Source organism: Parapontixanthobacter aurantiacus, assembly GCF_009827635.1.
GTDB lineage: Bacteria > Pseudomonadota > Alphaproteobacteria > Sphingomonadales > Sphingomonadaceae > Parapontixanthobacter > Parapontixanthobacter aurantiacus.
Genome location: NZ_WTYW01000001.1, coordinates 1,506,660 through 1,530,348 on the forward strand (window position 1 = coordinate 1,506,660; position 23,689 = coordinate 1,530,348).

Here is a 23,689-nt window from a genome sequence, read left to right on the forward strand (position 1 = left end):
AGGCGCTAAGATGAAACTTTGCATGACCGTTTCTATGGGAGAGAGAATAATGAAAACCTTGGGTTTCACGTCGGCGCTAGCCTTGTGTCTCGCGACCGTGACTGCGCCGTTGTCGGCACAAGAAAGTCACTCTGATGCCGTAGAAAATCATTCGTTGCCGGTCGGCTCCTGCATCAATCTAGGCAATACGCTCGAGCCCGAGACCGAAGGAGCTTGGGGCGGCGCGCGAGCAACAAAATCCGACTTCGAACGTATCGCAGCAGCGGGTTTCGAGACGGTGCGCATACCGGTGCGTTGGCACAACAAGTCGAGCAGCAAAGCACCTTATACCGTGGACGAGGCCTGGATGGACCGCGTTCAGCAGATCGTCGACTGGGCGCTGGCTGCCGACCTCGACGTCATTCTGAACAGCCACCACTTCGATCCCATTCATGAGACGCCGCTTGCGGTGGCAGAGTGGCACGGCGGAGTATGGGCACAAATTGCCGAACGCTTCTCAGGTTATCCCGAGGACAGCTTGTGGTTCGAACTCGAGAACGAACCGCACAAGAATTTTGACCATTCGAACTTGCTCCAAACTCTCAGGCCTTCCTACGAAGCAGTGCGGGCAATCCATCCGACGCGGGCGGTCATCATCGGTGGAGAAAACTGGAGCGGTATCAATTCGCTAGCTAACCTGCCCCTCTTCGACGATCCGAACGTGCATCCGACATTTCATTATTACGACCCCTTCCTTTACACGCATCAGGGGGCAAGCTGGACCGCGCCCGACATCCCACCGGTAGGGCGCGATTTTCCGACGCATGAGGATGCCGCGCAGTTAGCCAAGGATGTCCTCGCAGTCGAAGCATATAAGGCTCGCACCGGGAAAACTCCGTTCATGGGCGAGGTCGGCGCCTACGACGCAAATATTTCTTTGGAAGACCGGGTAGCCTATCATCGGACAATCACAGATGCTTTCGCCCCGACCGGAATTGGCATCTGCGTTTGGGCGTACGCCAACACCTTTCCGTTCTACGACAAGGAAGAGAAACGGTGGCTGCCCGGAATGCTCGGCGCGCTCGGGCTCGAAGAATCTGAATGACTTGAGCTGCGGTCAGGGTTGTGAATAGACGTACGGTCCGACGACCAGCCCGGTGAAAAGCCCAGCATGGACTGATGCCAGCGGCTCGACATTGATCTGACCGCCGAGGTTCCGCCAGTCGCTAGTACCGGCGATCCGCCAGAAAGCTCGAGCCTCTCCGGCGCGAATGGCCAATTTGAGTTCTATCGGCTCGTCAGTCACTAAAGGCTGCTCGGCGAGCAATTCACCGCGCTGATCTTGCGCGCCGTCGGTTCTCATGCGGATAACAAGCCGCTCCCCTTCGATCCCCGCAGTCAGAAAATGAGATTCATCCATAAAGGCGAGTAGTCCGGCAAAATCGCTTTCGGTTGCAGGATCGAACGCAAGCTTCGTCGTGTAATCGGCCGAATGATGGCGCAGGCGACGGCCGACGAAAGCTGGTTTGCCGAGGCTTCCTGCCGCTCCTTCTGCACCAATCACGTTCAGCGCGCCATCCCCGACAATGAATGACTGAATTTTGCTTGGCGTGCGGAGGCCGATCCATTCGGGTCCGAGCGGAGTGGAGAAATCTTCCCGCCAATTTTCGTAATCGACCGGTTTGGCTGGTGGAAGCGCAGGCCGGACGGTTTCCATCGGCACTGGCTCGCCGCGATCGAGGAAACGCGGCCAACCGTCGATCCATTCAAGCGGCAGAAGGAATGTCTCTCGACCCATCAGGGTCGATTGCCCGGCAAACGGTCGCGTTGCGAGAAAAAGTCCCCACCAGCTGCCATCGTCTAGCTTCACAACATCAGCATGACCCGTCGCCTCGACCCGTTCAGGCCGGTCTGGCGAGAGGTCCCGCTGGGTCAGGATCGGGTTGAATGGCCCGGGTTCATACAGCCCTTGGAGCTCGCGCGAACGGTAGATGGTCTGCGAATGCTGGTCGGCCGTACCGCCTTCAGCTGTCAGCAGGTAATACCACCCATCAACGTGATAGATGTGTGGTCCCTCGGCCCAGACCGGTTCGCTTGCGAGATCGACGCCGCCATTCACAAGCAGCGTCCGCTCCGGCATAACTTGCATGGTTTTTTGGTCGAATTGTTGCATCCAAATTGCCCGGTGTCCTTCGTAAAGCGGCTCCCCGGGGGGCGCATCGTTGTAAACGATCCATGCCGTACCGTCCCCCGCGAAGTAGAGCGAGGGGTCGATCCCTCCAAAGTCGAGCCAGACCGGGTCGGTCCACGGACCCGCAGGATCCTCCGCAGTGATTACGAAATTGTCTCCACATTCAATGCAGGTGTTGACGATCCAGAACAGGCCATCGTGATAGGTGATCGCCGGAGCGAACAATCCCCGGTTGGTACCGAGGCCGCTAAAGTCCACTTGCCCCGGCCGATCGATGGCATTGCCGATCTGGCGCCAGTTGACGAGGTCCGTGCTGTGAAGAATCGGAAGGCCGGGAAACCAGCTGAAAGTCGAAGTCACGGCGTAAAAATCTTCTCCGACTCTCACGATGGAGGGATCGGGATGGAAGCCGGGAATGACGGGATTTCGGTAGGTTTCAGCGTTTTGAGTACGATCTGAATCGACTGCCTGATATTCGAGAAAGTCGAAACTTGCGACGGATTGCGCCGATGCCAGATCCGGGGTCATCGCCCACAAAGCCAGACCCGCCAGCAGATTTCGCCGTCCATGCAACATCAATCGCTCTCCCGCCTCTTTGGGCTTGTCCCATCGCTTTCGCTTTCCTATGGTAGCGCTATCACGAGGGAGGGCAAGAGCCAGAAATGGCCATAAACATTCTCGATAGTCTGCCGCCGGACTATGCCGACGGACAATTTCTGGGACGTGCGGAATCGCCCGCCGGTCCCTCGGTGCTGTCAATTCGCCGCGGCGTCCTTTTCGACATAACAGAAAATGCGGCGTCGATGTCAGGAGCCATCCAGCGGCGACAATTTGATGGCGGCTTGGAACTGGGACCGGCGGAAAACGGACTGCCTGACGGCTGGACGCTTCTGTCCCCTATCGACCTCCAGTGCATCAAGGCGTCTGGAGTGACGTTCGCCCTCTCGGCCATCGAGCGCGTTATCGAAGAGCGGGCGCGCGGCGATGCGGCCAAGGCGGCTGAAATACGTGCACAGCTCGAAGAGAAAGTCGGTTCGGGCATTCGATCGGTCGTGCCCGGCAGCAATGAAGCAGTGCAGCTGAAGGCAGCGCTTATCGAAGAGGGCATGTGGTCGCAATATCTCGAAGTCGCCATCGGCCCTGATGCAGAAATCTTTTCTAAATCACCCGTTCTTTCTTCTGTCGGACATGGAGCGCAGATTGGGGTTCGGTCGGATTCCAGCTGGAATAACCCGGAACCGGAAGTCGTACTGGTCTGCGACAGCAAGGGCGAGGTCATCGGCGCGACACTTGGCAACGATGTCAATCTGCGCGATTTTGAGGGACGGTCTGCCTTGCTTCTATCGAAGGCCAAGGACAACACGGCGAGTTGCTCGATCGGCCCGTTCATTCGGTTGTTCGATGATGGATTTACCATCGACGACGTACGCTCTGCGAGCGTCGAATTGTCGATCGAAGGGCCGGAGGGATATCGCCTCGAAGGCAAGAATGACATGGCGCAGATCAGCCGCGATCCGCTTGACCTAGTCGAGCAATGCCTATCGGAACACCACTATCCAGATGGCTTCGTGTTGTTCTGCGGCACACTGTTTGCTCCGACACAGGACCGCGATAAGCCCGGCGCGGGCTTCACACACAAGGTTGGCGACGAGGTCACGATTAGTTCTCGTAGGATCGGGACGTTGCGCAACAACGTAACGCTTTCCTGCGATGCCCCAGCTTGGCAAATGGGCATCGCAGCATTCGTCAGGAATTTGGCCGAGCGTGGCATTATTGATAAAATTTGATTGGCGCTGTCATCGAAAAATGACACCGGTGGCGCGTGAGGGATGAGGAATAAGAGTTTGATGAGCCAAAGTGGCAATAATGCTGCGCATTCGGCGGTATACCCCAGCCTGAAAGGGCGGAAGGTCATCGTTAGCGGAGGAGCATCCGGAATCGGCGAGGGTATTGTCGAGGGGTTCGTGCGCCAAGGTGCCGCAGTCGCGTTCGTCGACTTGATGGAAGAACCTAGTCATGCCCTGATCGAACGCCTGTCGGATGCCGAGATCGAGCCTTTGTTTCGTCACTGCGACATAACTGACTGCGATGATTATGCCGCAAAAATCGAAGCCATGATCGCCGAACTCGGCGGATGCGACGTACTCGTAAACAATGCTGCGAACGACGATCGACATACGATCGATGATGTCACGAGCGCTTATTGGGACGAGCGCATGGCCGTGAACCTCAAGCACCAGTTCTTCGCTGCCAAGGCGGTGGTTCCCGCAATGCGTGGAGCTGGTGGCGGTTTGATTGTTAACATGGGTTCGATCAGCTGGCATTTAGGACTGCGGGACCTGGCAATTTATCAGACCGCCAAAGCGGCGATCGAAGGCCTTACCCGCAGTCTCGCGCGCGAGTTGGGTCGCGACAACATTCGTGTAAACACGGTGATTCCTGGCAACGTCCAGACACCGCGACAGATGAAATGGTATACGCCCGAAGGAGAGGCGGAGATCGTCGCGGCGCAATGCGTCGACGGGCGTATTCAGCCGGTCGACATCGCCGCAATGGTGATGTTCCTCGCATCGGATGATGCGCGATTCTGCACTGCGCATAATTACTGGGTGGATGGAGGTTGGCGCTGATGGTTGAAGTCAGGACCGTTCTGGCCGCGGACAGCAAGCTTGGCGAAGGCGTATTGTGGGACGCCGAACGTGAAGTGGTTTGGTTCGTTGATATCAAGCGACACCGGCTCTGGCATTACGACCCCGACACCGGCAGCAATTCCTACAGCGAAGCACCCGATCAGATTGGCTGGGCGATTCCGGCCGATGGCGGCTTGTTACTTTGCGGTTTGAAGGACGGACTTTATACGTTCGATCCACAAGCCAAGCGCTTCGAAAAGCTTATGGATGTGCCGGGCGAACCAGCGACCAACCGGCTGAACGACGCTTGCACGGATCCCTGGGGCCGCGTTTGGTTCGGTTCGATGGACGATGGCGAAAACACGGCATCGGGGCGGTTCTACGTGTTTGATCGCGGGAACATTCGTGCCGCCGGACCGGACGGTATCACAATCACCAATGGTCCAGCGGTCAGTGCCGGGGGTGATCGGATCTATTTCACCGATACGACGGCACAGAAGATTTACGTCGCCAATCTCTCGCTGGAAGGCGTCGGCGAAGCCCGGCCCTTCGCTGATACAGGCGCACTCTTTCCTGAAGCCTATCCCGACGGTCCGGTCGTGGACGCAGAGGGTCATGTCTGGACCGGCCTTTATCTCGGCAGCAAGGTCGCCCGGTTCACGCCGGACGGAAAGCTCGACACCATGATCGAGATACCTGCGCGCGATGTTACGAAGATGGCTTTCGGCGGGCGCGACTTGCGGACCGGTTATGCTACCAGCGCGACGAAGAACATGGAGGCGGAGGACATGAAAGCCTACCCGAATGCAGGGGGCCTGTTTGCGTTCGACGCACCGGTAGCGGGCTTCGCGCAGACCAAGGCGAAACTCGGGTGATGCGGCTGGGGCTTATCACGCTCGCTCTATCGCTGCCTGCAAGTGCGATGGCAGCGCCGGTTCTCGGGCCTGGCTACGGCGACGGCATGGTCCTGCAACGTGGTGAGCCAATAGTCCTCGAAGGCAGGACACTACCCGGTGAATCCGTGACCGCGGAAATAGCGGACGAAAGCGCAACCGTCCGCGCTAATGACGATGGAATTTTTCGAGTAACTCTGCCCGCGCAACCGGCGAGCGCCGCTGGAATGCGCCTGGTTCTCAAAGATGGCACGGGCGAGACCCGGTACGACAATATGCTTATCGGCGATGTCGTGCTTTGCTCGGGGCAGTCCAACATGGAACTGTCCGTCAATCGGGCGCTCGATAGTTACAACCAGCTACGCGTGGCAGCCGATGACGGTATAAGGCTTTTCAAAGTACCGAAGACGACCGCGCCGGTACCCGCAGATCGGTTTGCGGAAACGCTATCCTGGACAACGGCAAACGGGGAAACAGTCGCAGAGTTTTCGGCCGCATGCTTCTACATGGGGAAACACCTGCGTTCACTTCGGCCCGACGTTCCGGTTGGCCTCATTCACTCCAATTGGGGCGGCAGCGCGGCACGAGCTTGGTTCACTCCTGAAGGAGTCGTAGCGATGGAGGGCGCAGAGACGCTCCAACTGCTCCAGTCCTACGATGCAGATCCCCTCGCCGCGACCCGGTCCTTCGCACCGCGATGGAAGGAATGGTGGAAGTCGCAGGACGACGGTCGGGAACCATGGCTCGACTATGATTCACTTGAATGGTCGCCAATACCGAAATTTTCGTTCTGGAATGAATGGGAAGGCACTGGTCTTGACGAAGAACCACGTGCGAATGTCTGGCTACGGCAAACGGTCACACTGACGAAAGAGCAGGCCGAGCAAGATGGAGCACTGTCGATCGGCGCGATCGACGATCTCGACATGACCTTCGTGAATGGCGAGCCTGTGGGTTACTCTTTCGGCTGGGGCGTTGAACGTACCTATCGTGTGCCGGCTGATTTGCTACGCGCAGGTAAAAACGAAATACTGATCGCAGCAAACAACATGTGGGATACCGGAGGCTTCTTCGGCGGACCGGATCGGCTCTTCTTCACGCCGGGCAATGGCGATGTCCCAGTGCCGCTGGGCGCGGATTGGGAGTATTCCATTGCCGACGTCGAAGGCGCTCCGCCGCGCGCCCCTTGGGACGCCAATGCCGGTGCGGGGGTCATGCACAATGCGATGATCGCACCGCTCGGCCCCATGCGTCTGGTAGCGGTAGCGTGGTACCAAGGCGAATCTGATGTCGGCCAGCCCGACTACGACAGCAAGCTTGCGACCCTCTTTGCTGGCTGGCGAGAGCAGTTCGGTCCGCAAGCAAAAATGCTCGTCGTCCAATTGGCGGACTTCGGCGAACGATCTGCAAAACCTGTGGAGTCGGGATGGGCGCAATTGCGGCAAGAGCAGCTTGCAGCAGTCCAGGCTGATGAGAACGCCGATTTGGTCACTGCCATCGATATCGGCGAACCGAGCGACATCCATCCCGCAAACAAGAATGTGCTTGGGGTTCGACTGGCGCAGGCTCTGGCCGGTCAGGCCATGCCGAAACCATCCTCCGCTCGCCGCGAAGGTAACCTCGTGATCGTTCGGTTCCAAGACCTCGAGGGCGACCTGGTTGCCTATAGCGGTCCGACAGCATTGGGCGTCGAGCTATGCGGGGAAGTCCAGGACAATTGCCGTTTCGTATCTCCGCGCTTGGACGGTCAACGTTTGCTCATAGATCTTCCGGCGGGGGCAGCAGCCAGCCGCGTCCGCTATGCATGGTCCGATGCACCGATCGTCAATTTCTATGATGGCAACAACAGGCCGATCCCTGGCTTCGAACTACAGATAGAGGAATGATGCTCGACCGGCGCGCCATGCTGGCCGGGACTTCAGCAACTACGGCGCTGTTGGCTCTGGGAGGTTGCAGAACAAATCCGTACCGCCGCACCCGAGGTTTCATTCGGCGCAGCGGAACTCAGTTTCAGCGCAGCGGAGAGCCATATCGTATCGTCGGCGCCAATATGTGGTACGCTGCGTGGCTCGGGGCCGATGCGGAATATGGCAATCGCGAGAGGCTGAAGCGCGAACTCGATCGCTTACAAGCAATGGGCCTCAATAATCTGAGGATCATGGCTGCCGCCGAGGAAGGGCCACTCAAAAGTTCCATCAAACCAGGGTTCACCCGGGGCGACGGAAGCACCAACAAAGCGCTTATGGAAGGCCTCGATTTTGCGATGGCGCAAATAGGCGAGCGCGGAATGACGGCGGTGCTTGCGCTATCCAACTTCTGGGAATGGTCGGGCGGATTGCAGACCCTGCTCTACCGCGCGACCGGCGACTATATGGACATGGGCGACCCCGAGCACCCTTGGCCGGCATTCGCCGACGCGACCGCCGCGTTCTACGCTAACGAAGCCGCGATCGAAAGCTACCGGGCGCACGTAACAGCGGTTGTCGATCGAACGAATTCCATAACGGGCCTGCCCTACAAGGACGATCCTGCCATCATGAGTTGGCAGCACGCCAACGAACCGCGGCCCGGCGGAAGCGTATCGGCAATTGCACGATACCGGGGCGCCTATCTCGACTGGATCGCATCGACCGCGGACCTCATTCGCTCAATCGACAGCAATCATCTCGTATCGCTCGGCCAGGAAGGCACGCAGGCAACTAACGGAAATGCGGAACTGGTTGTCGAAGCCCACAAGTCGGTCGATTACATGACAGCTCACATCTGGCCACTCAACTGGAGCTGGGTTTCCGGCGACGACCTGCCCGGCACCTGGCCCGCGGGCAAAGCAAAAGTCGAAGATTACCTCGCAGTGCACATGCGCCTCGCCGAAGAAATGGGCAAACCTCTGCTGATCGAAGAATTTGGCTTTCCGCGCGATGACGAGGCCTATTCGCCCGACACGACTGCTCGATATCGGGCGCTGTATTATCGAACCATCTATAAAGCGGTAGAAGAAAGCTGGCGCAGGGGCGGCGCTCTACAAGGCAGCAATTTCTGGGCGTGGAACGGCGAAGCGCGAGCCGAGCACGAGAACTTTCGCTTTCGAGACGGCGACCTCGCTTACATGGGCGACCCGCCCCATGAGCCCCAAGGCTGGTATGGTAATTTCGACAGTGACGGCGAAATGATCGAGCTCATCAAGGCCCATGCAGATCGCGAATGCCTTGGCCTGAAGACCCGCTGCCACGCTTAATCGCGACTAGCGCCTAGTGGTTGTGCCGCGGTAGCTTGCGCGCAGTGCCGCGATACTTGATAGCGAAGTCCATCACTCCCCCCTCGGCGAGTTGGCCAGTTTTCTCCCTGAAGAGTTCTTCCCATGGCGTATTGCTCTCAGGAACGGCAGGCGTAGGCTCTTCGGCAAGACGACGGGCAATCTCGTCTTCATCAACCAAAGCGTTGCAGGTTCGATTGTTGAGATCGACGCGGATCATATCCCCGGTGCGAAGCCAAGCGAGGCCGCCGCCGACCGCGCTTTCAGGAGAAACGTTGAGGATCGAAGGACTGTCGCTCGTGCCCGACTGTCGCCCGTCTCCGAGCGTGGGCAGCCAGGACTTGCCTTCGCGGATCATACGTTCGGGCGGCTGCATATTGACCACTTCCGCACTGCCCGGCCAGCCTATCACCCCGGATCCCCGAATTACGAGAATGCATTCTTCGTCAATTTCGAGCGATGGTTCGTCGATCCTGTGGTGATAATCGTCGGAGCCGTCGAAGACCACGGCACGTACTTCAAACTTGCCCTCATGACCGGGACGAGAAAGGTAGCGTTCCCGAAAATCCTCTGAAATCACGGAAGTCTTGAGGATGCCAAAATCGAACAGATTACCAGAAAGGACCATGAACCCGGCTCGATCCATTAGCGGATCGGCAAAGGGCCGGATCATCTCGCGATCCTTACTTTCGTGACCCGAGAGGTTTTCGGCCATCGTCTTGCCGGTGCAGGTTGCAACGTCGCCGTAAAGGACTCCAGCTTCGAGCAATTCCCACATGGCCGCAGGCACGCCGCCCGCACGGTGGAATCGTTCGCCGAGATAGGCTCCAGCTGGCTGCATATTCACTAGCAGCGGTAGGTCGTAGCCATGTTCCTGCCAGATTTCCGGCTCAAGCTCGACGCCAGCGTGGCGCGCCATGGCAACGATATGGGGTTGCGCATTGGATGACCCGCCGATCACGCTCGTCACGGCAATGGCATTCTTGAAAGCGTCGATCGTAAGTATATCGGACGGTTTGAGGTCTTCCCGCACCATTTCCACGATGCGCTGACCCGTGCGATAGGCCATCTGCCCGCGTTCTCGATACGGTGCAGGGATGGCCGCGCAACCAGTTAGCGACAGGCCTAAAGCTTCAGCAACGGCATTCATCGTGCTGGCCGTGCCCATCGAATTACAATGGCCGGCACTCGGCGCGCTGGATGTTGCGCGATCGAGAAATTGGTCTTCATTGATCTCGCCTGCTGCCAGCTTGCGGCGGCTACGCCAGATGACCGTTCCCGAACCTACCAGTTCGCCTTCGTGCCAACCGTCCAGCATCGGACCACCTGACAAGACGATTGCAGGAATGTCGACCGTGCTCGCCGCCATGATCTGACTGGGCGTGGTCTTGTCGCACCCGGTCGTCAGGACCACGCCATCGATCGGGTAGCCATTCAACAGTTCGACAAGGCCGAGATAGAGCAGGTTTCGATCAAGCGCTGCAGTAGGTCGGCGACAATTCTCGAAGATCGGATGAACCGGAAATTCAATGGGAATGCCGCCCCCATCGCGAATTCCGTCACGTGTCCGTTTGGCGAGATCGATATGAATCCTGTTGCAAGGCGACAAGTCGCTACCCGACTGCGCGATACCGATAATCGGTTTGCCGCTACGCAGTTCTTCAGGTGTGACGCCGTAATTCATGAAACGCTCGAGATAGAGCGCCGTCATGTCCATCCGTTCGCGATTGTCGAACCAGTCGCGCGACCGCAACCTTCGTTTTTCTTCGGCTCTATTCACTTTTCACTTTCGGCCTTGTTGAAGGAGGAAGCGAGGCTGGGCCCGGCGTCCGAGTTTCGCCGAATAAGTTTGTACGGTAAGGTCAATTGCTCGCCTTTCACGTCCCTGCCGCCTCGGTATTTCTTGTGTGCCTTCGCGATCATCGAAACAGCCTGCGTCGTCATTTCACGGATCGGCTGGCGAATTGTAGTCAGCTCCGGCCAGATCGAGCTTGCCAGTTCCGTATCGTCGAAGCCGCAGACGGTTATATCGTTCGGAACGTCTAGGTGACGACGATGAGCCATCGCCACTGTTGCCGCAGCCATATCGTCATTCGAAGCGAAAATCGCTGTGGGAGGTTTCGCCTTGCGAAGGAGCTTTTCAGCAGCGACCATGCCGGATCGGTACGTAAACTGACCTTGGACGACCAGGCTATCATCGAGCGTGAGTCCGGCTTTCTCCATGGCCTCCCGATATCCCCGCAAGCGATACTCACTGGCGGCTTGCTCGGGGTTGCCGATGATGAAGCCAATCCGTTCGTGCCCGAGCCCGATTATGTGGCTCGTCATGTCGAAAGCAGCTTGAAACTCGTCGATCAAGACAGCCCCATGCGATCCGGATGCCTTACCCGGACCGACTGCCACCGCGATCGCACCCGCCGTCGAAATTTCATCTAGGACTGTCTGGTCGTCGCATAACGGCGGAGGAAGGATGAACCCAGCAATTCCCCCTTCGATCAAGCGTCGGATCAACTCACCGTAATTCGGCTGCGTTTCCGTACTCTGGACGACGAGATAGATATCGCGCCGACTGGCCTCTTCGAGCGCTCCCATCAGGAACTCGCTGAGATAAGAAGCAGAAGGATTGTCGAACAGAAGCGCGATGCGCAGTTGCGATCCACCCGCAAGCGATCGCGCGGCGCGGTTAGGCACGTAGTGAAGTTTCTCGATCGCTGCGAGCACCTGTTCCCGCGTATTTTCGCGGACATTCTGCTCGCCATTTATGACGCGGCTCACCGTCATCGGCGAACACTGTGCGGCACGGGCTACATCAGCGATTGTCGGTGCATTGTTTCCGTTGCGGCGCGTGCTACGCTTTCGGCTCAGTTTGGCCGTCCCACCTAGTTCAATCATTGCAAGGCCATAGAACTATGTTCGAGACGTGGGCAAGTACGATCATTGTCCCGGAGCTTCCGGAAAACTGCGGCTTTGGTAGGCCTCGATCGTCTCCGCAGGTTGTCGAGCTCCGTTTGGCACAGGTAGCCCGTTGATCGATTGCCAATAGGCAATCGAGGCATCGCGCCACCAGCGCGCTTCCTTGCACTGAATTTCCAAGCTTTCGGAAACCGCACGAAAGCGCTGCGGATCGATTGCGTCCGACAGTTCAGCCCATTGCCTCGCCATCGCGTCGACCTCTTCGACGCCGCGATCGTATTCGGCGACGAGAGCCTCCCATAAGGTTTCCCCTGACGAAAGCTTCGCGTCCCAGGCAACATGATGAAACCAGAGCAAAAAACGAGGATCGATAGTCGCAGGATCGTCCCAGCGTTCCGCGATCTCGTCGGGGTATTGAGACAGCGCATCCGAGCCATGTACGGTCCGATCGAAGCCGATACCCTCGGCATCTGCGCGGTGATAATAACACGGGTTCCATTCGGGCCGCGCAAGGTCGCAGACCCAAGGCGCTGGTCCGTAATGATGCCCCGTATCCATAAGATGTGCGAGACCGAGCGGAGTCATGTAGCTCACCACAGCCTCCCGGCTGCGCATCATCATCGCGACGATCGCGTCGTTTGCTTGCGGATCGCGCGTGAAAGTTTGTGAAGCCCATTCGCGTGCAATATGCTCGCTGCTAAGGTCTGGATCCCAAGCTAGGCGCCCGAAGGCGTACCAGTTGGCCTGATCGAAATGAGAACCGGTCCAGTTGCGATCCGATCCCGTATTGGCAACGCCTGCCATTCCAACGGGACTTACGACCTCTGCGACCGTCCCTGCCCTTCCCGTCTGCTCGTCGAGCACCTCTTCCCACATAGGTGCAAGGAAGGCCAAATGACTGGCGAAACCGAGATATTCTTTCGTGATCTGCGCTTCGAGCATCAAATTGGTATTTGGCATGGCGCCGAACATTGGATGGTAAGGCTCGCGCGGCTGAAAATCAATGGGACCGTTTTTGACCTGAATGATGACATTGTCCGCAAACTGGCCATCGAGCGGGACAAATTCGGCATAAGCCTGCTTTGCGCGGTCGGTTTCGTCCTCTTCCGAATAGACAAAAGCCCGCCAGATTACCGTGCCACGATTCCCGACGGCCTCGGCAAGCATGTTCGCGCCGTCAGCGTGCGTACGGCCGAAATCCTGCGGTCCGGGCTGGCCTTCGCTGTTCGCCTTCACGAGGAAACCGCCGAAGTCGGGAACCGCACGATAGAACTCGTCCGCCTTCGCCTTCCACCAGGCGCGCACCGCGGGATCGAGCGGGTCCGAGGTGTTCAGCCCACCAATATCCTGCGGCGCACTGAAACGCGCAGAAACGTACAGACGGATGCCGAAAGGGCGCCAAGCGTCGGCGAGACGCTTATACTTGGCGATGTAACGCTGCTCCAGCATGAAGGCGCGCGCATTCACATTGTTCACGACGACACCATTGATACCGATCGAGGCATTGGCGCGCGCATAGTCGATCATCCGCTGATCGAGTCGCTCGGGCAAATGCCACCAATCGAAGATCGATCGCCCGGCATAGCCGCGCTCCACATGACCGTCGGGGTTGTCCCAGTGGTTGAGCATGCGCAACGGCATGGCGGGTGCGCTCGAATAGGCGATCGAATCGAGCGGCTCGCCTTCGGATAGCGAGCGTAGCAAGGCGAACGCACCATAGAGACAGCCGATCGGTTCGGAGGCCAGTATCGAAACCTTCGAAGACGAGGAGTTGAGCGAAAAAGCGCCGCCCCCTGCGATTTGCGGATGGTCGCACTGAAGCGAAATCAATGTGACATCGGAAAGACTACTGGTCGGCACGCTTGCCCGGCGGTCGACGTCGAGACCGGAGAGTGATTCCAGCCCCCGTTCCAGTTCCGCCATCGCGACCGCAATCGTCGGATTATCCTGCTGGGAATTGGTAGCCAGAACAATGGGATGGCGAGACAGTTCGGCTTTTGCCTCCCCCTCCGGCGGCGCATAGCGAAGCCACAAACCATAGCCGTCCTCGGCCTTCGCCGGTGCCGCGAGCGCGATGCATCCGAGCACTGATGCGAACAGTGCTGCAAGCCAGTTGACAAGCCTCTTTCCCCTCATCATGGTAGCGCTACCACAAAGGCGCGGTCGGTCAAGTCCCGCGCACGGGAGATGGACTAAAATGCGAAAATTCAAGCGTACGACGCTTACTCTGGGTTTGTGTCTTGCAGCGATGGCGCCTTTGGCTGTGCCGGCAGCGTCTGCACAAGAAGTAGCGGTCGAGCGGGCAATGGCCGACGCCCCTTATTGGGATGCGTCGCTGCCGGTCGAACAGCGGGTCGATGACCTCATTTCGCGGATGACTCTGGACGAGAAAGTCGCACAGATCATCACCGTCTGGAACAGCAAGAACGAGATACAGGGCGAAGACGACGTCTTCGATCCGGCGAAGGCATCGGTCCGTTATCCTAACGGTATCGGCCAGATCGCTCGCCCGTCGGATCGTCTCGGTCCGTCCAGCCCGCGCGAAGTCCCGCGTCGCAGCATCGAAGACAGCATTCAATACGTCATCGATGCGCAGCGTTGGGCGATGGAGAACACGCGCCTCGGAATACCCATTCTCTTCCATGAAGAATCGCTTCACGGATTCGCGGCGAAAGACGCAACGGCTTTCCCGCAATCGATCGGCCTTGCCAGCACTTGGGATCCCGATCTCGTTCGCGAGATCAACGACCTTATCGCCGGGGAGGTCCGCGCGCGCGGCGTCCATCTGGTTCTCTCCCCGGTTGTCGACGTCGCGCGCGATCCGCGCTGGGGCCGGATCGAGGAAACCTTTGGCGAAGACCCGTTCCTCGTCGGAGAAATGGGCGTTGCTTCGGTAGAAGGTCTTACCGGCGTCGGCTCCGACCGAAAATTGCGTGACGGTCAGGTTATGGCGACGCTCAAGCATATGACCGGACATGGTCAGCCAGAAAGCGGCACGAATGTCGGTCCGGCGCAGATTAGCGAGCGTACCCTGCGCGAGATGTTTTTCCCGCCGTTCGAGCAGGTCGTCACCCGCACTGCCATCGACGCGGTGATGGCGAGCTATAACGAGATCGACGGAATTCCCTCGCACTCGAACTCATGGCTATTGAATGACGTGCTGCGGGGCGAATGGGGTTATCGAGGTGCGGTAGTTTCCGACTACTATGCCATCGAAGACATGGCCCGTCTCCACAAGATCGTGCCAGACTATCAGGCGGCTGGCGAATTGGCGCTGTTATCCGGTGTCGATGTCGATCTGCCCGAAGGCGATGGCTTTGAAAACCTCGCCGAAAGCGTGAGGGAAGGTCGCGTATCGATGGAAGCGATCGATACGGCAACGCGCCGGTTCCTGACCATGAAGTTCAATGCCGGACTGTTTGACGATCCCTGGCCTGACCTCGCCGTAGCTAAGACGTCCAACGGACCCGAGGGCGTCGCCCTCGCACTGCAGGCGGCGGAAAAGTCGCTCGTCCTGCTCAAGAACGATGGCGTATTGCCGCTCAAGCTGCCTGAAAGCGGAGCAACGAAACCCACCATCGCGGTGATCGGCCCCAACGCCGATGTCGCGCGGCTCGGCGGATATTACGGGGAACCACGCGCAAGCGTTACCCCGCTCGAAGGTATCCGGGAAATCGCAGGCAATCGTGCCAACATCGTTCACTCGCTCGGTGTGGAAATCACCAAGGGCGACGACGATTGGTGGGAAGATGAAGTCGAACTGGCCGATCCGGCTGAAAACCGTCGCATTATTGCCGAAGCCGTCGAAGTAGCGCGCGGAGCTGACACCATCCTGCTATTCATCGGTGATACCGAGAAAACCAGCCGCGAAGGCTGGGCCGACGAACATCTGGGTGACCGCACCAGCCTCGATCTGGTCGGCGAACAGGACGAGCTGTTCGAAGCGCTCAGGGAACTCGGCAAGCCGATCGTCGCGGTCCTCGTGAATGGCCGTCCTCCGAGCTATCCTACCGTAGCCGAAGAAGCCGACGCAATTCTCGAAACATGGTATGCCGGAGAGCAGCAGGGTACCGCTATCGCGAAGGCTTTGTTCGGACAGGTCAATCCGGGCGGGAAGATGCCGGTTACCACGGCGCGCAACGTCGGCCAGGTGCCAAACTTCTACAATTACAAACCGAGCGCGCGACGTGGTTATCTCTTCGACGAGGTTACGCCGCTCTATCCGTTCGGGTATGGATTGTCTTACACGACCTTTGAGTTCGGCACGCCGGTCGTTTCCGCATCGACAATCTCTGCAGGCTCGCCGGTGACCGTGCGCGTCCCGGTGACAAATACGGGCGATATGGCGGGCGATGAAGTGGTACAGGTCTACCTGCGGGACGAAATCAGTTCGGTCACGCGGCCGGTGAAGGAACTTGCCGGGTTTCAGCGCGTCACTCTCCACCCCGGAGAAACCCGGCAGGTCGACGTTACGATCGAACCGCGTAGCTTCATGATGTGGAACCGCGATATGGAGCGGGTCGTCGAACCGGGTGACTTCACCTTGATGGTTGGCCCCAATTCGCAGGAGTTGCAGGAAGTGACCGTTACGGTGCAGCCATGAGCTTCAACCGGCGTTCGGCGCTGAAGCTCTTCGCCGGGGGAAGCCTGACAACGCTCGCCGTTGCACAAGCGCCCGCCGCCTTCGCACAAGGTGGCGGGCCGCTTTACAAAAACGCAGACGCACCGATCGCTGCGCGTGTCGCCGACCTGATGGCGCGCATGACGCTCGAGGAGAAAGTCGCCCAGATCCGTACCGCTTGGGCGGCGAAGGGAGACATGATCGACGGCCTCGCCTTCGATCCTGCTCGGGCAAGCGAAGCGTTTCCCCACAGCATCGGTCACGTCACTAGGCCTAGCGACAAGCGCGGGGTTCCGGGTATCACCGGCGCTGCAGGCGGCACTGCGGCCCGCTGGCGCACGCCGCAGCAGACCGTCGAGTTCATCAATGCGCTGCAACGTTGGGCGATGGAAGACACGCGCCTCGGCATTCCCGTGCTGCTGCACGAGGAATCGCTTCACGGATACATGGCCACCGAAGCGACCATGTTCCCGCAGGCGATCGCGCTCGCTAGCAGTTTCGACCTCGACCTCATGCGCCGTGTCCAGTCCGTGACCGCGCGCGAAGTCCGCTCTCGTGGAGTTCCGCTGGTTTTAAGTCCCGTGGTCGACGTCGTGCGCGATCCTCGCTGGGGACGGATCGAGGAGACTTGGGGTGAAGATCCCTATCTCGTCGGGGAAATGGGCGTCGCTGCTGTCGAGGGACTGCAAGGCGCCGGAAAATTCGAGAAACTGCAAGACGGCAAGGTCTTTGCGACACTGAAACACATGACCGGTCATGGCCAGCCAGAGGCCGGGAATAACGTCGCCCCGGCACAAATTTCGGAGCGGGACTTGCGGGAAAACTTCTTCCTGCCCTTCCGCGAGATCGTGCGACGCACATCGATCCGCAGCGTCATGCCGAGCTATAATGAGATCGATGGCATACCAAGCCACGCCAACACGTGGCTGCTCGGCGACATTCTTCGCGGCGAATGGGGTTTCGACGGAGCCATCGTCAGCGATTATGGCGGCGTTCACGAACTGGCGACGCTGCACAAGGTTGCGGACGATTTGGAAGATGCCGCGCGTCAATCGCTTCGCGCCGGCGTCGACAGCGAATTGCCCGAGGGCATGGCATATGCGACGCTCGTCGATGCCGTACGCGCCGGACGGATCGAGCAGGATTTGATCGATACCGCTTGCGCACGCATGCTGACGCTCAAATTCCGCGCGGGACTGTTCGAAGATCCTTACGGGGATGCCGAGCTTTCGCAGCGGATCACCGGCAACGACGAAGCGCGGGCACTGGCATTGGAAGCGGCCCGCAAGGGTCTGTGCCTGCTGACGAACAAGGATGGCACGCTTCCCCTCGACCGGCGTACATCGGGCCGCGTTGCGGTCATCGGACCCAATCACGCCATAGCCCGCCTTGGAGGTTATTCGAGCGTGCCCAAGCAAACCATCAGCTTGATAGAGGGTCTGCGGCAGGTGGCTCCCTCAGTCGACTTCGTCACTGCGCAGGGGGTCTTCATCACGACCAGCGAGGATCGCTCGCAAGACCTCATCTATCTCGCCGACCGAGAAGAGAACCTTCGCCTCATCGCGGAAGCGGTCGAGGTTGCGAAGACCGCCGATACGATCATCGTGGCCATCGGCGACACCGAACAGACCAGCCGCGAAGGGTTCGCTACAAACCACTTGGGCGATCGGACCGATATCGACATCGTCGGCGAGCAGAACGAGTTGGTCGATGCACTCGCAGCGCTCGGTAAGCCGCTCATCGTGACAGCCTATAACGGGCGTCCGCCCAGTTGGCCCAACGTCATCGAGAAGGCCGATGCAATTCTCGAATGCTGGTATCCCGGGCAAGAAGGCGGCATCGCCGTCGCAGAAGCCTTGTTCGGCGACATCAACCCGGGCGGGAAGATGCCGGTCACAGTGGTGCGCAACGAAGGGCAGGTCCCCTACTTCTACAACCACAAGCCGAGCGCGAGGCGGGGTTATCTCTTCGATGACAAGGGCCCGCTGTTCCCCTTTGGGCACGGCATGTCATACACGTCCTTCGCGATCTCTGCGCCGCGGGCAAGCAAAGCGGTATACGGGCTCGCCGAGCCGATCGAGGTGGAGGTAGACGTCCGCAATACGGGGGACAGGGTGGGTGACGAGGTCGTACAGCTTTACATCACGCGCACCGACGTATCGGTCACGCGCCCCGTGCTCGAACTCAAGGGTTTCGAGCGTGTCACTCTTCGTCCTGGCGAAACGCGGACGCTGACCTTCGCCGTAACGCCCGACCAGCTTACGATCTGGAACCGGGCAATGGAAGAAGTGAACGAGCCTGGCCCAGTCAAGCTATCCGCCGGCGGAAGTTCCGCCGACCTCAAATCGACCGACGTGGAGATCGTCTCAAATGCCTGACCGTTTCGAATTGTCTCGCCGCCATGCGCTCGCGGGAATGGCCGCAATGCCGCTAGTGAGTTGTGGCGGCATGTCCGCTGGAAATTCCGCGCCGCCCGAAAGCGCCCCGACAGTTGCACTGACGGGCGAAGCCTATCCTAAGCCCTCGCTCGAGACATTGGCTCAGCGTGGCGGACGGCATTTCGGCAGTGCGATAGCTTCCACCCCCGGTCGGACCGACGCCGGTTCGGTGCAGAACCCGCGTTACACGGATCTCATCAAAGCCGAATGCGGCATGGTCGTGCCGGAAAACGAGATGAAGTGGCAAACCGTACGCCCCTCGCCCGACACCTTCGACTTTTCGCGAATGGACGACATCGCTCGCTGGTCGCAGGCTAACGGGTTGGCTCTGCGCGGGCATACGCTCCTTTGGCACCGCCCACAGTGGTTCCCCGACTGGCTCAATAACTACGACTTCGGTGCAAATCCGGCGACCGAGGCAGCGCGGCTGCTCACCAAGCATATCGAAGCAGTCACGACCCGCTACAAAGGCCTCATCACTAGCTACGACGTGGTGAACGAAGCCATCGATCACGATCGCAACGATACGATCGAAACGAGCCTCAGCCGCGCGATGGGCAGCCCCGAAGAAGTCATAGACCTGGCGTTCCGCAGCGCGCGCGAGCAGCTGCCCGACGGCCAACTCGTCTATAACGACTACATGAGTTGGGAACCCCAGCACCAAAAGCACAATGAGGACGTGCTGCGATTGCTCGAAGGCATGGTCTCTCGCGGGGTGCCGGTCGATGCGCTCGGCATCCAGTCTCATATCGAACTGTTCGAGATCGATCCTGCTACCGGCGTCGGCCCTTATATGGAGCGCGAGTGGCGGCGCTTCCTCGACGAGGTAACCGGAATGGGCTTACGACTCCTCATCACCGAATTCGACGTGAAGGATCGGGAGCTACCGAGCAATATCGCCGAACGGGACAGCAAGGTTGCCGATTATACGCGGCGATATTTCGATGTGATGCTGGATTACGATGCGCATCTCGACGATATCCTGATGTGGGGCATGATCGACAAGTTCAACTGGCTGCAGTATTTCGATCCCGCGAAACGCGCCGATGGCCTCGAAGTGCGCGGCACCCCATACACCTCCAACTACGAGCCGAAACCGATGCGGACAGCGATTGCCGAAGCATTGGCAGCTGCCGCCTAGCTTCTCTTCTCCGATCTCGAATGCCGCAAAGGCCGCGTCGCTTGTCCGGTGACGCGGCCTTTTTCGTCGGCAGTTTCGCTACCCGAATAACATCGTGACTTCCGCCGGGCATAAAAAGAGGCCGTGCCACCCGGTGGGATGGCACGGCCTCAGATAGAGAGAGAAGTTTAGAAGTTTCCGCGGATGATAAAGGAAAACCTTCTGTCGTTCATGAAGTACGACCGCGGGGCGAGGTCATCGGGATTACCGGTGTATGCCTGCGTCGTCTTCGTGACTTCGTTCAACAGGTTAACGCCTTGGACCCCGATCCGCACGTCTCCGGGTAGGCCGAGAACCGATCCGATGTTCAGGAACGCCGAAGCATCGAGCTGACCCGTCGGCTCGTTGAAGATCGAGTAGTACGGGAAGATCACGTCAGAAGCCGTGAGGAGGAAGCGCGAACGCCAGTTATAGGCAGCTCGAACCGAAACTGCTCCCTTCTCGTAGAAGCCCGCAACGTTGTAGTTATGCTCCGACAGCTGCTCGAGTGGCAAATTCCCCGGTTCGACCGTCGAATCATTGACTGCCTGGCCACCATTCAGGAACGTGTTGGGCAATCCCTGACTGTCGATATAGGTGTAGTTCGCTTGAACGCCGAACCCGTCGAGCGGTTGGGGCAGGAAGTCGAACGTTTGCTGGTAAGCGACTTCAAAGCCCTTGATCTTGCCGCTTCCATCGAAGTTGGCAGGACCGCGGACATTGACAGTGCGAGTTTCGCCAGCGGCGTTCGTGATCGTTTCGTCACGCACCTGCTGATAGAAGAAGTTCTTCACATCCTTGTAAAACGCGTTGAACGTCAACGAACCGACCGTCGCAAAGTACCATTCTACGCTGGCGTCGAACTGCCAAGCCGTTGCCGGAAGCAAAGTCGGATCACCGGCCGATGCAAGGTAGTTGCCTTCCGTGTCTACTCGCGGCGTGAAGTAGTTGCGAATATAACTGTTTTCCGGACGGGTCAGAACCTTCGAAGCAGCCAGACGGACGATGAGGTCGTCGGTCAGGCCAAACTTGAGGTTCGCACTCGGTAGGAAATAGTCGTAGTTGTTGCCGCGCTGCTCATACGTAAGACTACCATCTGCAAAATTACGCAGCGCTTCATAGGCCGCCTCGCCGATGGTACAGATACCGCCAGGAATGATGTTACCGCCGCCCAATTCAATCGGACGGGCCCGCGGGGCGCAACGGCCGTCGAAGGTAATCTCGCCCGTATCTGGGTTGGTCACTTCAAAGATAAACGCTTCTTCGATTCCGAGGTCTTCCTGACTGCCGGGACCACGCGAACTTGCCGAGCGAACCTTCGTATTGACGTACCGGACACCGAGGTTGCCGGAGAATCGAACGTCACCGAACAGGTCATCGCTGCCGAAGTTGATCATCGCATACAGCGCGTAGTCATCCTGATCGATCGTCTGGATGTCGCTTGGAAGATAGGGCGTTCCGTCAATAGCCTGAGCACGGGCAGCCAAAGGCTGCCAGTCGATCGTTGCCCCTGACTGAACTGCCAGATCCTGTACCGAACGCGCAAAGTCTACGGCGCTGTTGTAATCCTCGGCCGGGTTGCCTGCATAGTAGAATGCTCCCGGAGGACCCGGGACTTCGCCGCGGAAGAAGTTCGGAAATTCATAACGCTCGGAAGCGTCGGCGGGCACATCGGCCACGTTGATCGGACGGCTTCCCGTCCAAACTTCGCTCAAACGACCCCAGTTATACGTCGTGTAACGAACGTCCTGTTCGCGCCCTTGGTAGCGACCGCCGAATTTTACGCGCCGGATGAAGGCGTCGTCATCGAACTCGTAGGTGAAGTCGGCGGCGAATGCGAATTGATCGCCCTGGCTGTCTTCGGCGTGATCCATGGCGGCGCGCCAGAACTGGAACCGCGGATCGGAGAAGTACGCTGCATCGTCGCGCTGCTGCGTGGGATTGCCCTCCGCATCACGAACGATGATCGCATCCAGAGCCGGGCTAGGCGCCGACCAGGTGTAACCAAGGAATTGCGGCGCATGCGGAACAATGACCGGATACTCTCCTGAGATATCCAGTTCCTGATCGGCAAACAGCGAACCGAGAATGCTTACGTCCAGGTTCTCGCGGCGGGAAGTTGCGTATTGAGCATCCAGTTCTACCGCAAGCCGGTCGGTAAGCTGATGCTCGAGCCTGAGGCTGTAATCGGTGTTCGTCGTTTCGTCCTGCACCCCTCGCTTTGCCAAGGAGAACTGCGACCCACCGATCGGCACGTAAGGCGAACCGCCCGAGCCGAGCGTAGGATCGTAATTGTTGACTGCGCCGCGCCAGCCGTTCGAAGCATCAACTATGTAGCCGGACTGGAACAGGCCATCCTCGTCATAAACGAAGTCTTGATACCCACCGACTGGGCACTGAGCGCGAGGCGGCGTTTCGTCATCCGGGTTGATCGTGTTGTTGCTATCGATCACGTTCGGCCCGTTAGCGTTCTGCTGACAGCCCAGCGGATAGGTCGAATATTCGGTCAGGTCGGGCGCAGTTTCATACGTGTATTCGCCCCAGTCATTGGTCGTGTGTGAGCGAATGAACTCCGCGGTCAGACGCGTCCGCTCATCGAGGCTTTCCCACTGAGCGGAAGCCGCGATACCATCACGCTTGCGATTGAAATCCTGCGTCCGGAACTGTCCGCCGACCGGCGCAACGCGGTAATCCGCGTAGTCAGCGAAACCGTCTGCTCCTTCGGTCCCGAAATTACCGCAAGCGGCGTTCGCAGGAGGCAGGGTCATCTCATCGACCGGCGCTGGAAGCGGGTTACGACATACGAACCGATCCGTCGTATTGGCAGTGCGAACCAGTTCCCCGTCGCGGGTCTGGTAGTTGGCAACCTGAAGACCGTCAGCGCGGCTTTTGATCTGTGAGAACGCGCCGCTTACGAGAATGCCGAAACGGCCGGCATCGGTGGTCCATGCCTTGCTGATCAATCCCGAGATGGTGGGCGTCCATTCTTCGCGAAAGTCGCCGTAATTGGCCTCCGCACTGAACGCCACCTTGAGATCGTCGGACCCGCTATCGAACGGTTTACGCGTATTGAGATTGACCGTCCCGGCGAGACCGCCCTCGATCATGTCTGCAGTCGCGTTCTTGGAAATTATGACCGAGCCGAGCAGTTCAGAAGGAACGTCGGCGAAGTTCAGCGCCTGGCCGTTAACGCCTGCTGCAAAAGCGGTGCGACCGTTGAACTCGGACCGAACGAAGTTCAGACCGCGGACGGTAACGCCCGATCCCTCTACGGAGAAGTGGTCAGGGTCATTGGAACCGGCAAAGCGGTTGATCGCGATGCCGGGAACGCGCTGAAGCGCTTCCGTAACCGAGCGGTCCGGCAACGCGCCGATGTCTTCTGCCGTAATCGCATCGACGACCGTATCGGCATCCCGCTTGATGTCCTGGGCATTGGCCAGCGATTGACGGATCCCCGAAACGATGATGACATTCTCTTCAGGGGAAAGTGGCTGTTCGTCCGCTTCTTGCGCGAAAGCGACCGAGCTGTAGATCAAACTGCTTACAACGAGAGCAGATGCACCCGTCCGCAGCATAGATTTTTTGAAAACGTCACGCCCTAGTGCACGCGGA

Annotated in this window: 14 protein-coding genes; 9 read left to right on the forward strand and 5 right to left on the reverse strand. The window is 58.8% G+C overall.

Annotated features, from left to right (window positions below; genetic code table 11):
- Window positions 1-49: 49 nt before the first annotated feature.
- Complete coding sequence (locus GRI38_RS07310) at window positions 50-1,084, forward strand: glycoside hydrolase family 5 protein (RefSeq protein WP_160682193.1); 1,035 nt, start codon at window positions 50-52, stop codon at window positions 1,082-1,084.
- A 12-nt stretch (window positions 1,085-1,096) separates the two neighbouring features.
- Here the strand turns inward: GRI38_RS07310 and GRI38_RS07315 are convergent, their stop codons facing one another.
- The gene (locus tag GRI38_RS07315; protein ID WP_237487378.1) at window positions 1,097-2,746 is read right to left on the reverse strand and encodes a glycoside hydrolase family 43 protein; all 1,650 of its coding nucleotides are present in this window, start codon (window positions 2,744-2,746) and stop codon (window positions 1,097-1,099) included.
- 86 nt (window positions 2,747-2,832) lie between these two features.
- Here GRI38_RS07315 and GRI38_RS07320 point away from each other — a divergent pair, with 86 nt between their 5' ends.
- From GRI38_RS07320 to GRI38_RS07340, 5 genes are read left to right on the forward strand one after another with little or no spacing between them, the layout of a single operon-like run.
- Entirely contained in the window at window positions 2,833-3,957 is a 1,125-nt protein-coding gene (locus GRI38_RS07320) for a fumarylacetoacetate hydrolase family protein (RefSeq protein WP_160682195.1), read from the forward strand.
- Window positions 3,958-3,999: 42 nt separating this feature from the next.
- Complete coding sequence (gene xylB / locus GRI38_RS07325) at window positions 4,000-4,800, forward strand: D-xylose 1-dehydrogenase (protein WP_237487379.1); 801 nt, start codon at window positions 4,000-4,002, stop codon at window positions 4,798-4,800.
- Window positions 4,800-5,675: an SMP-30/gluconolactonase/LRE family protein gene (locus tag GRI38_RS07330; RefSeq protein WP_160682196.1), complete on the forward strand. Its 876-nt coding sequence runs from the start codon at window positions 4,800-4,802 to the stop codon at window positions 5,673-5,675. Before xylB ends, GRI38_RS07330 begins: the two co-directional genes overlap by 1 nt.
- A complete protein-coding gene (locus tag GRI38_RS07335) occupies window positions 5,675-7,579 on the forward strand; it encodes a sialate O-acetylesterase (protein ID WP_160682197.1) in 1,905 nt (634 codons plus the stop codon). The genes GRI38_RS07330 and GRI38_RS07335 overlap by 1 nt, the downstream gene beginning before the upstream one ends.
- Window positions 7,576-8,928 carry a glycoside hydrolase 5 family protein gene (locus GRI38_RS07340; protein ID WP_202389852.1) on the forward strand — a complete coding sequence of 451 codons (1,353 nt, stop codon included), beginning with the start codon at window positions 7,576-7,578 and terminating at the stop codon, window positions 8,926-8,928. The genes GRI38_RS07335 and GRI38_RS07340 overlap by 4 nt, the downstream gene beginning before the upstream one ends.
- Window positions 8,929-8,941: 13 nt before the next feature.
- On the opposite strand, the gene GRI38_RS07345 is transcribed toward GRI38_RS07340, so the two are convergent.
- Genes GRI38_RS07345 through GRI38_RS07355 form a run of 3 tightly spaced genes read right to left on the reverse strand, consistent with a single transcriptional unit; the run spans window position 8,942 to window position 13,995 of the window.
- Window positions 8,942-10,726, reverse strand: a complete 1,785-nt coding sequence (locus GRI38_RS07345) for a dihydroxy-acid dehydratase (protein WP_160682198.1) — start codon at window positions 10,724-10,726, stop codon at window positions 8,942-8,944.
- On the reverse strand, window positions 10,723-11,838 hold the full coding sequence (locus GRI38_RS07350) for a LacI family DNA-binding transcriptional regulator (protein ID WP_160682199.1): 1,116 nt from the start codon (window positions 11,836-11,838) through the stop codon (window positions 10,723-10,725). The genes GRI38_RS07345 and GRI38_RS07350 overlap by 4 nt, the downstream gene beginning before the upstream one ends.
- A gap of 42 nt (window positions 11,839-11,880) precedes the next feature.
- The gene (locus GRI38_RS07355; protein WP_160682524.1) at window positions 11,881-13,995 is read right to left on the reverse strand and encodes an alpha-glucuronidase family glycosyl hydrolase; all 2,115 of its coding nucleotides are present in this window, start codon (window positions 13,993-13,995) and stop codon (window positions 11,881-11,883) included.
- A gap of 61 nt (window positions 13,996-14,056) precedes the next feature.
- Between GRI38_RS07355 and GRI38_RS07360 the strand changes: the two genes are divergently transcribed.
- From GRI38_RS07360 to GRI38_RS07370, 3 genes are read left to right on the forward strand one after another with little or no spacing between them, the layout of a single operon-like run.
- Window positions 14,057-16,462 (forward strand): glycoside hydrolase family 3 N-terminal domain-containing protein, encoded by a 2,406-nt coding sequence (locus GRI38_RS07360; protein WP_160682200.1) that lies wholly within the window; start codon window positions 14,057-14,059, stop codon window positions 16,460-16,462.
- Complete coding sequence (locus GRI38_RS07365; RefSeq protein WP_160682201.1) at window positions 16,459-18,858, forward strand: glycoside hydrolase family 3 N-terminal domain-containing protein; 2,400 nt, start codon at window positions 16,459-16,461, stop codon at window positions 18,856-18,858. The genes GRI38_RS07360 and GRI38_RS07365 overlap by 4 nt, the downstream gene beginning before the upstream one ends.
- A complete protein-coding gene (locus GRI38_RS07370) occupies window positions 18,851-20,059 on the forward strand; it encodes an endo-1,4-beta-xylanase (protein ID WP_160682202.1) in 1,209 nt (402 codons plus the stop codon). Before GRI38_RS07365 ends, GRI38_RS07370 begins: the two co-directional genes overlap by 8 nt.
- A 167-nt stretch (window positions 20,060-20,226) precedes the next feature.
- Here the strand turns inward: GRI38_RS07370 and GRI38_RS07375 are convergent, their stop codons facing one another.
- A complete protein-coding gene (locus tag GRI38_RS07375) occupies window positions 20,227-23,613 on the reverse strand; it encodes a TonB-dependent receptor (RefSeq protein WP_237487382.1) in 3,387 nt (1,128 codons plus the stop codon).
- Between the last annotated feature and the right edge of the window lie 76 nt (window positions 23,614-23,689).

Coding starts and splice junctions, on each gene's coding strand:
- GRI38_RS07310 (WP_160682193.1), top strand. CDS start 50: ATGAAAACCTTGGGTTTCACGTCGGCGCTAGCCTTGTGTCTCGCGACC.
- GRI38_RS07315 (WP_237487378.1), bottom strand. CDS start 2,746: ATGTTGCATGGACGGCGAAATCTGCTGGCGGGTCTGGCTTTGTGGGCG.
- GRI38_RS07320 (WP_160682195.1), top strand. CDS start 2,833: ATGGCCATAAACATTCTCGATAGTCTGCCGCCGGACTATGCCGACGGA.
- xylB (WP_237487379.1), top strand. CDS start 4,000: ATGAGGAATAAGAGTTTGATGAGCCAAAGTGGCAATAATGCTGCGCAT.
- GRI38_RS07330 (WP_160682196.1), top strand. CDS start 4,800: ATGGTTGAAGTCAGGACCGTTCTGGCCGCGGACAGCAAGCTTGGCGAA.
- GRI38_RS07335 (WP_160682197.1), top strand. CDS start 5,675: ATGCGGCTGGGGCTTATCACGCTCGCTCTATCGCTGCCTGCAAGTGCG.
- GRI38_RS07340 (WP_202389852.1), top strand. CDS start 7,576: ATGATGCTCGACCGGCGCGCCATGCTGGCCGGGACTTCAGCAACTACG.
- GRI38_RS07350 (WP_160682199.1), bottom strand. CDS start 11,838: ATGATTGAACTAGGTGGGACGGCCAAACTGAGCCGAAAGCGTAGCACG.
- GRI38_RS07355 (WP_160682524.1), bottom strand. CDS start 13,995: ATGAGGGGAAAGAGGCTTGTCAACTGGCTTGCAGCACTGTTCGCATCA.
- GRI38_RS07360 (WP_160682200.1), top strand. CDS start 14,057: ATGCGAAAATTCAAGCGTACGACGCTTACTCTGGGTTTGTGTCTTGCA.
- GRI38_RS07365 (WP_160682201.1), top strand. CDS start 16,459: ATGAGCTTCAACCGGCGTTCGGCGCTGAAGCTCTTCGCCGGGGGAAGC.
- GRI38_RS07370 (WP_160682202.1), top strand. CDS start 18,851: ATGCCTGACCGTTTCGAATTGTCTCGCCGCCATGCGCTCGCGGGAATG.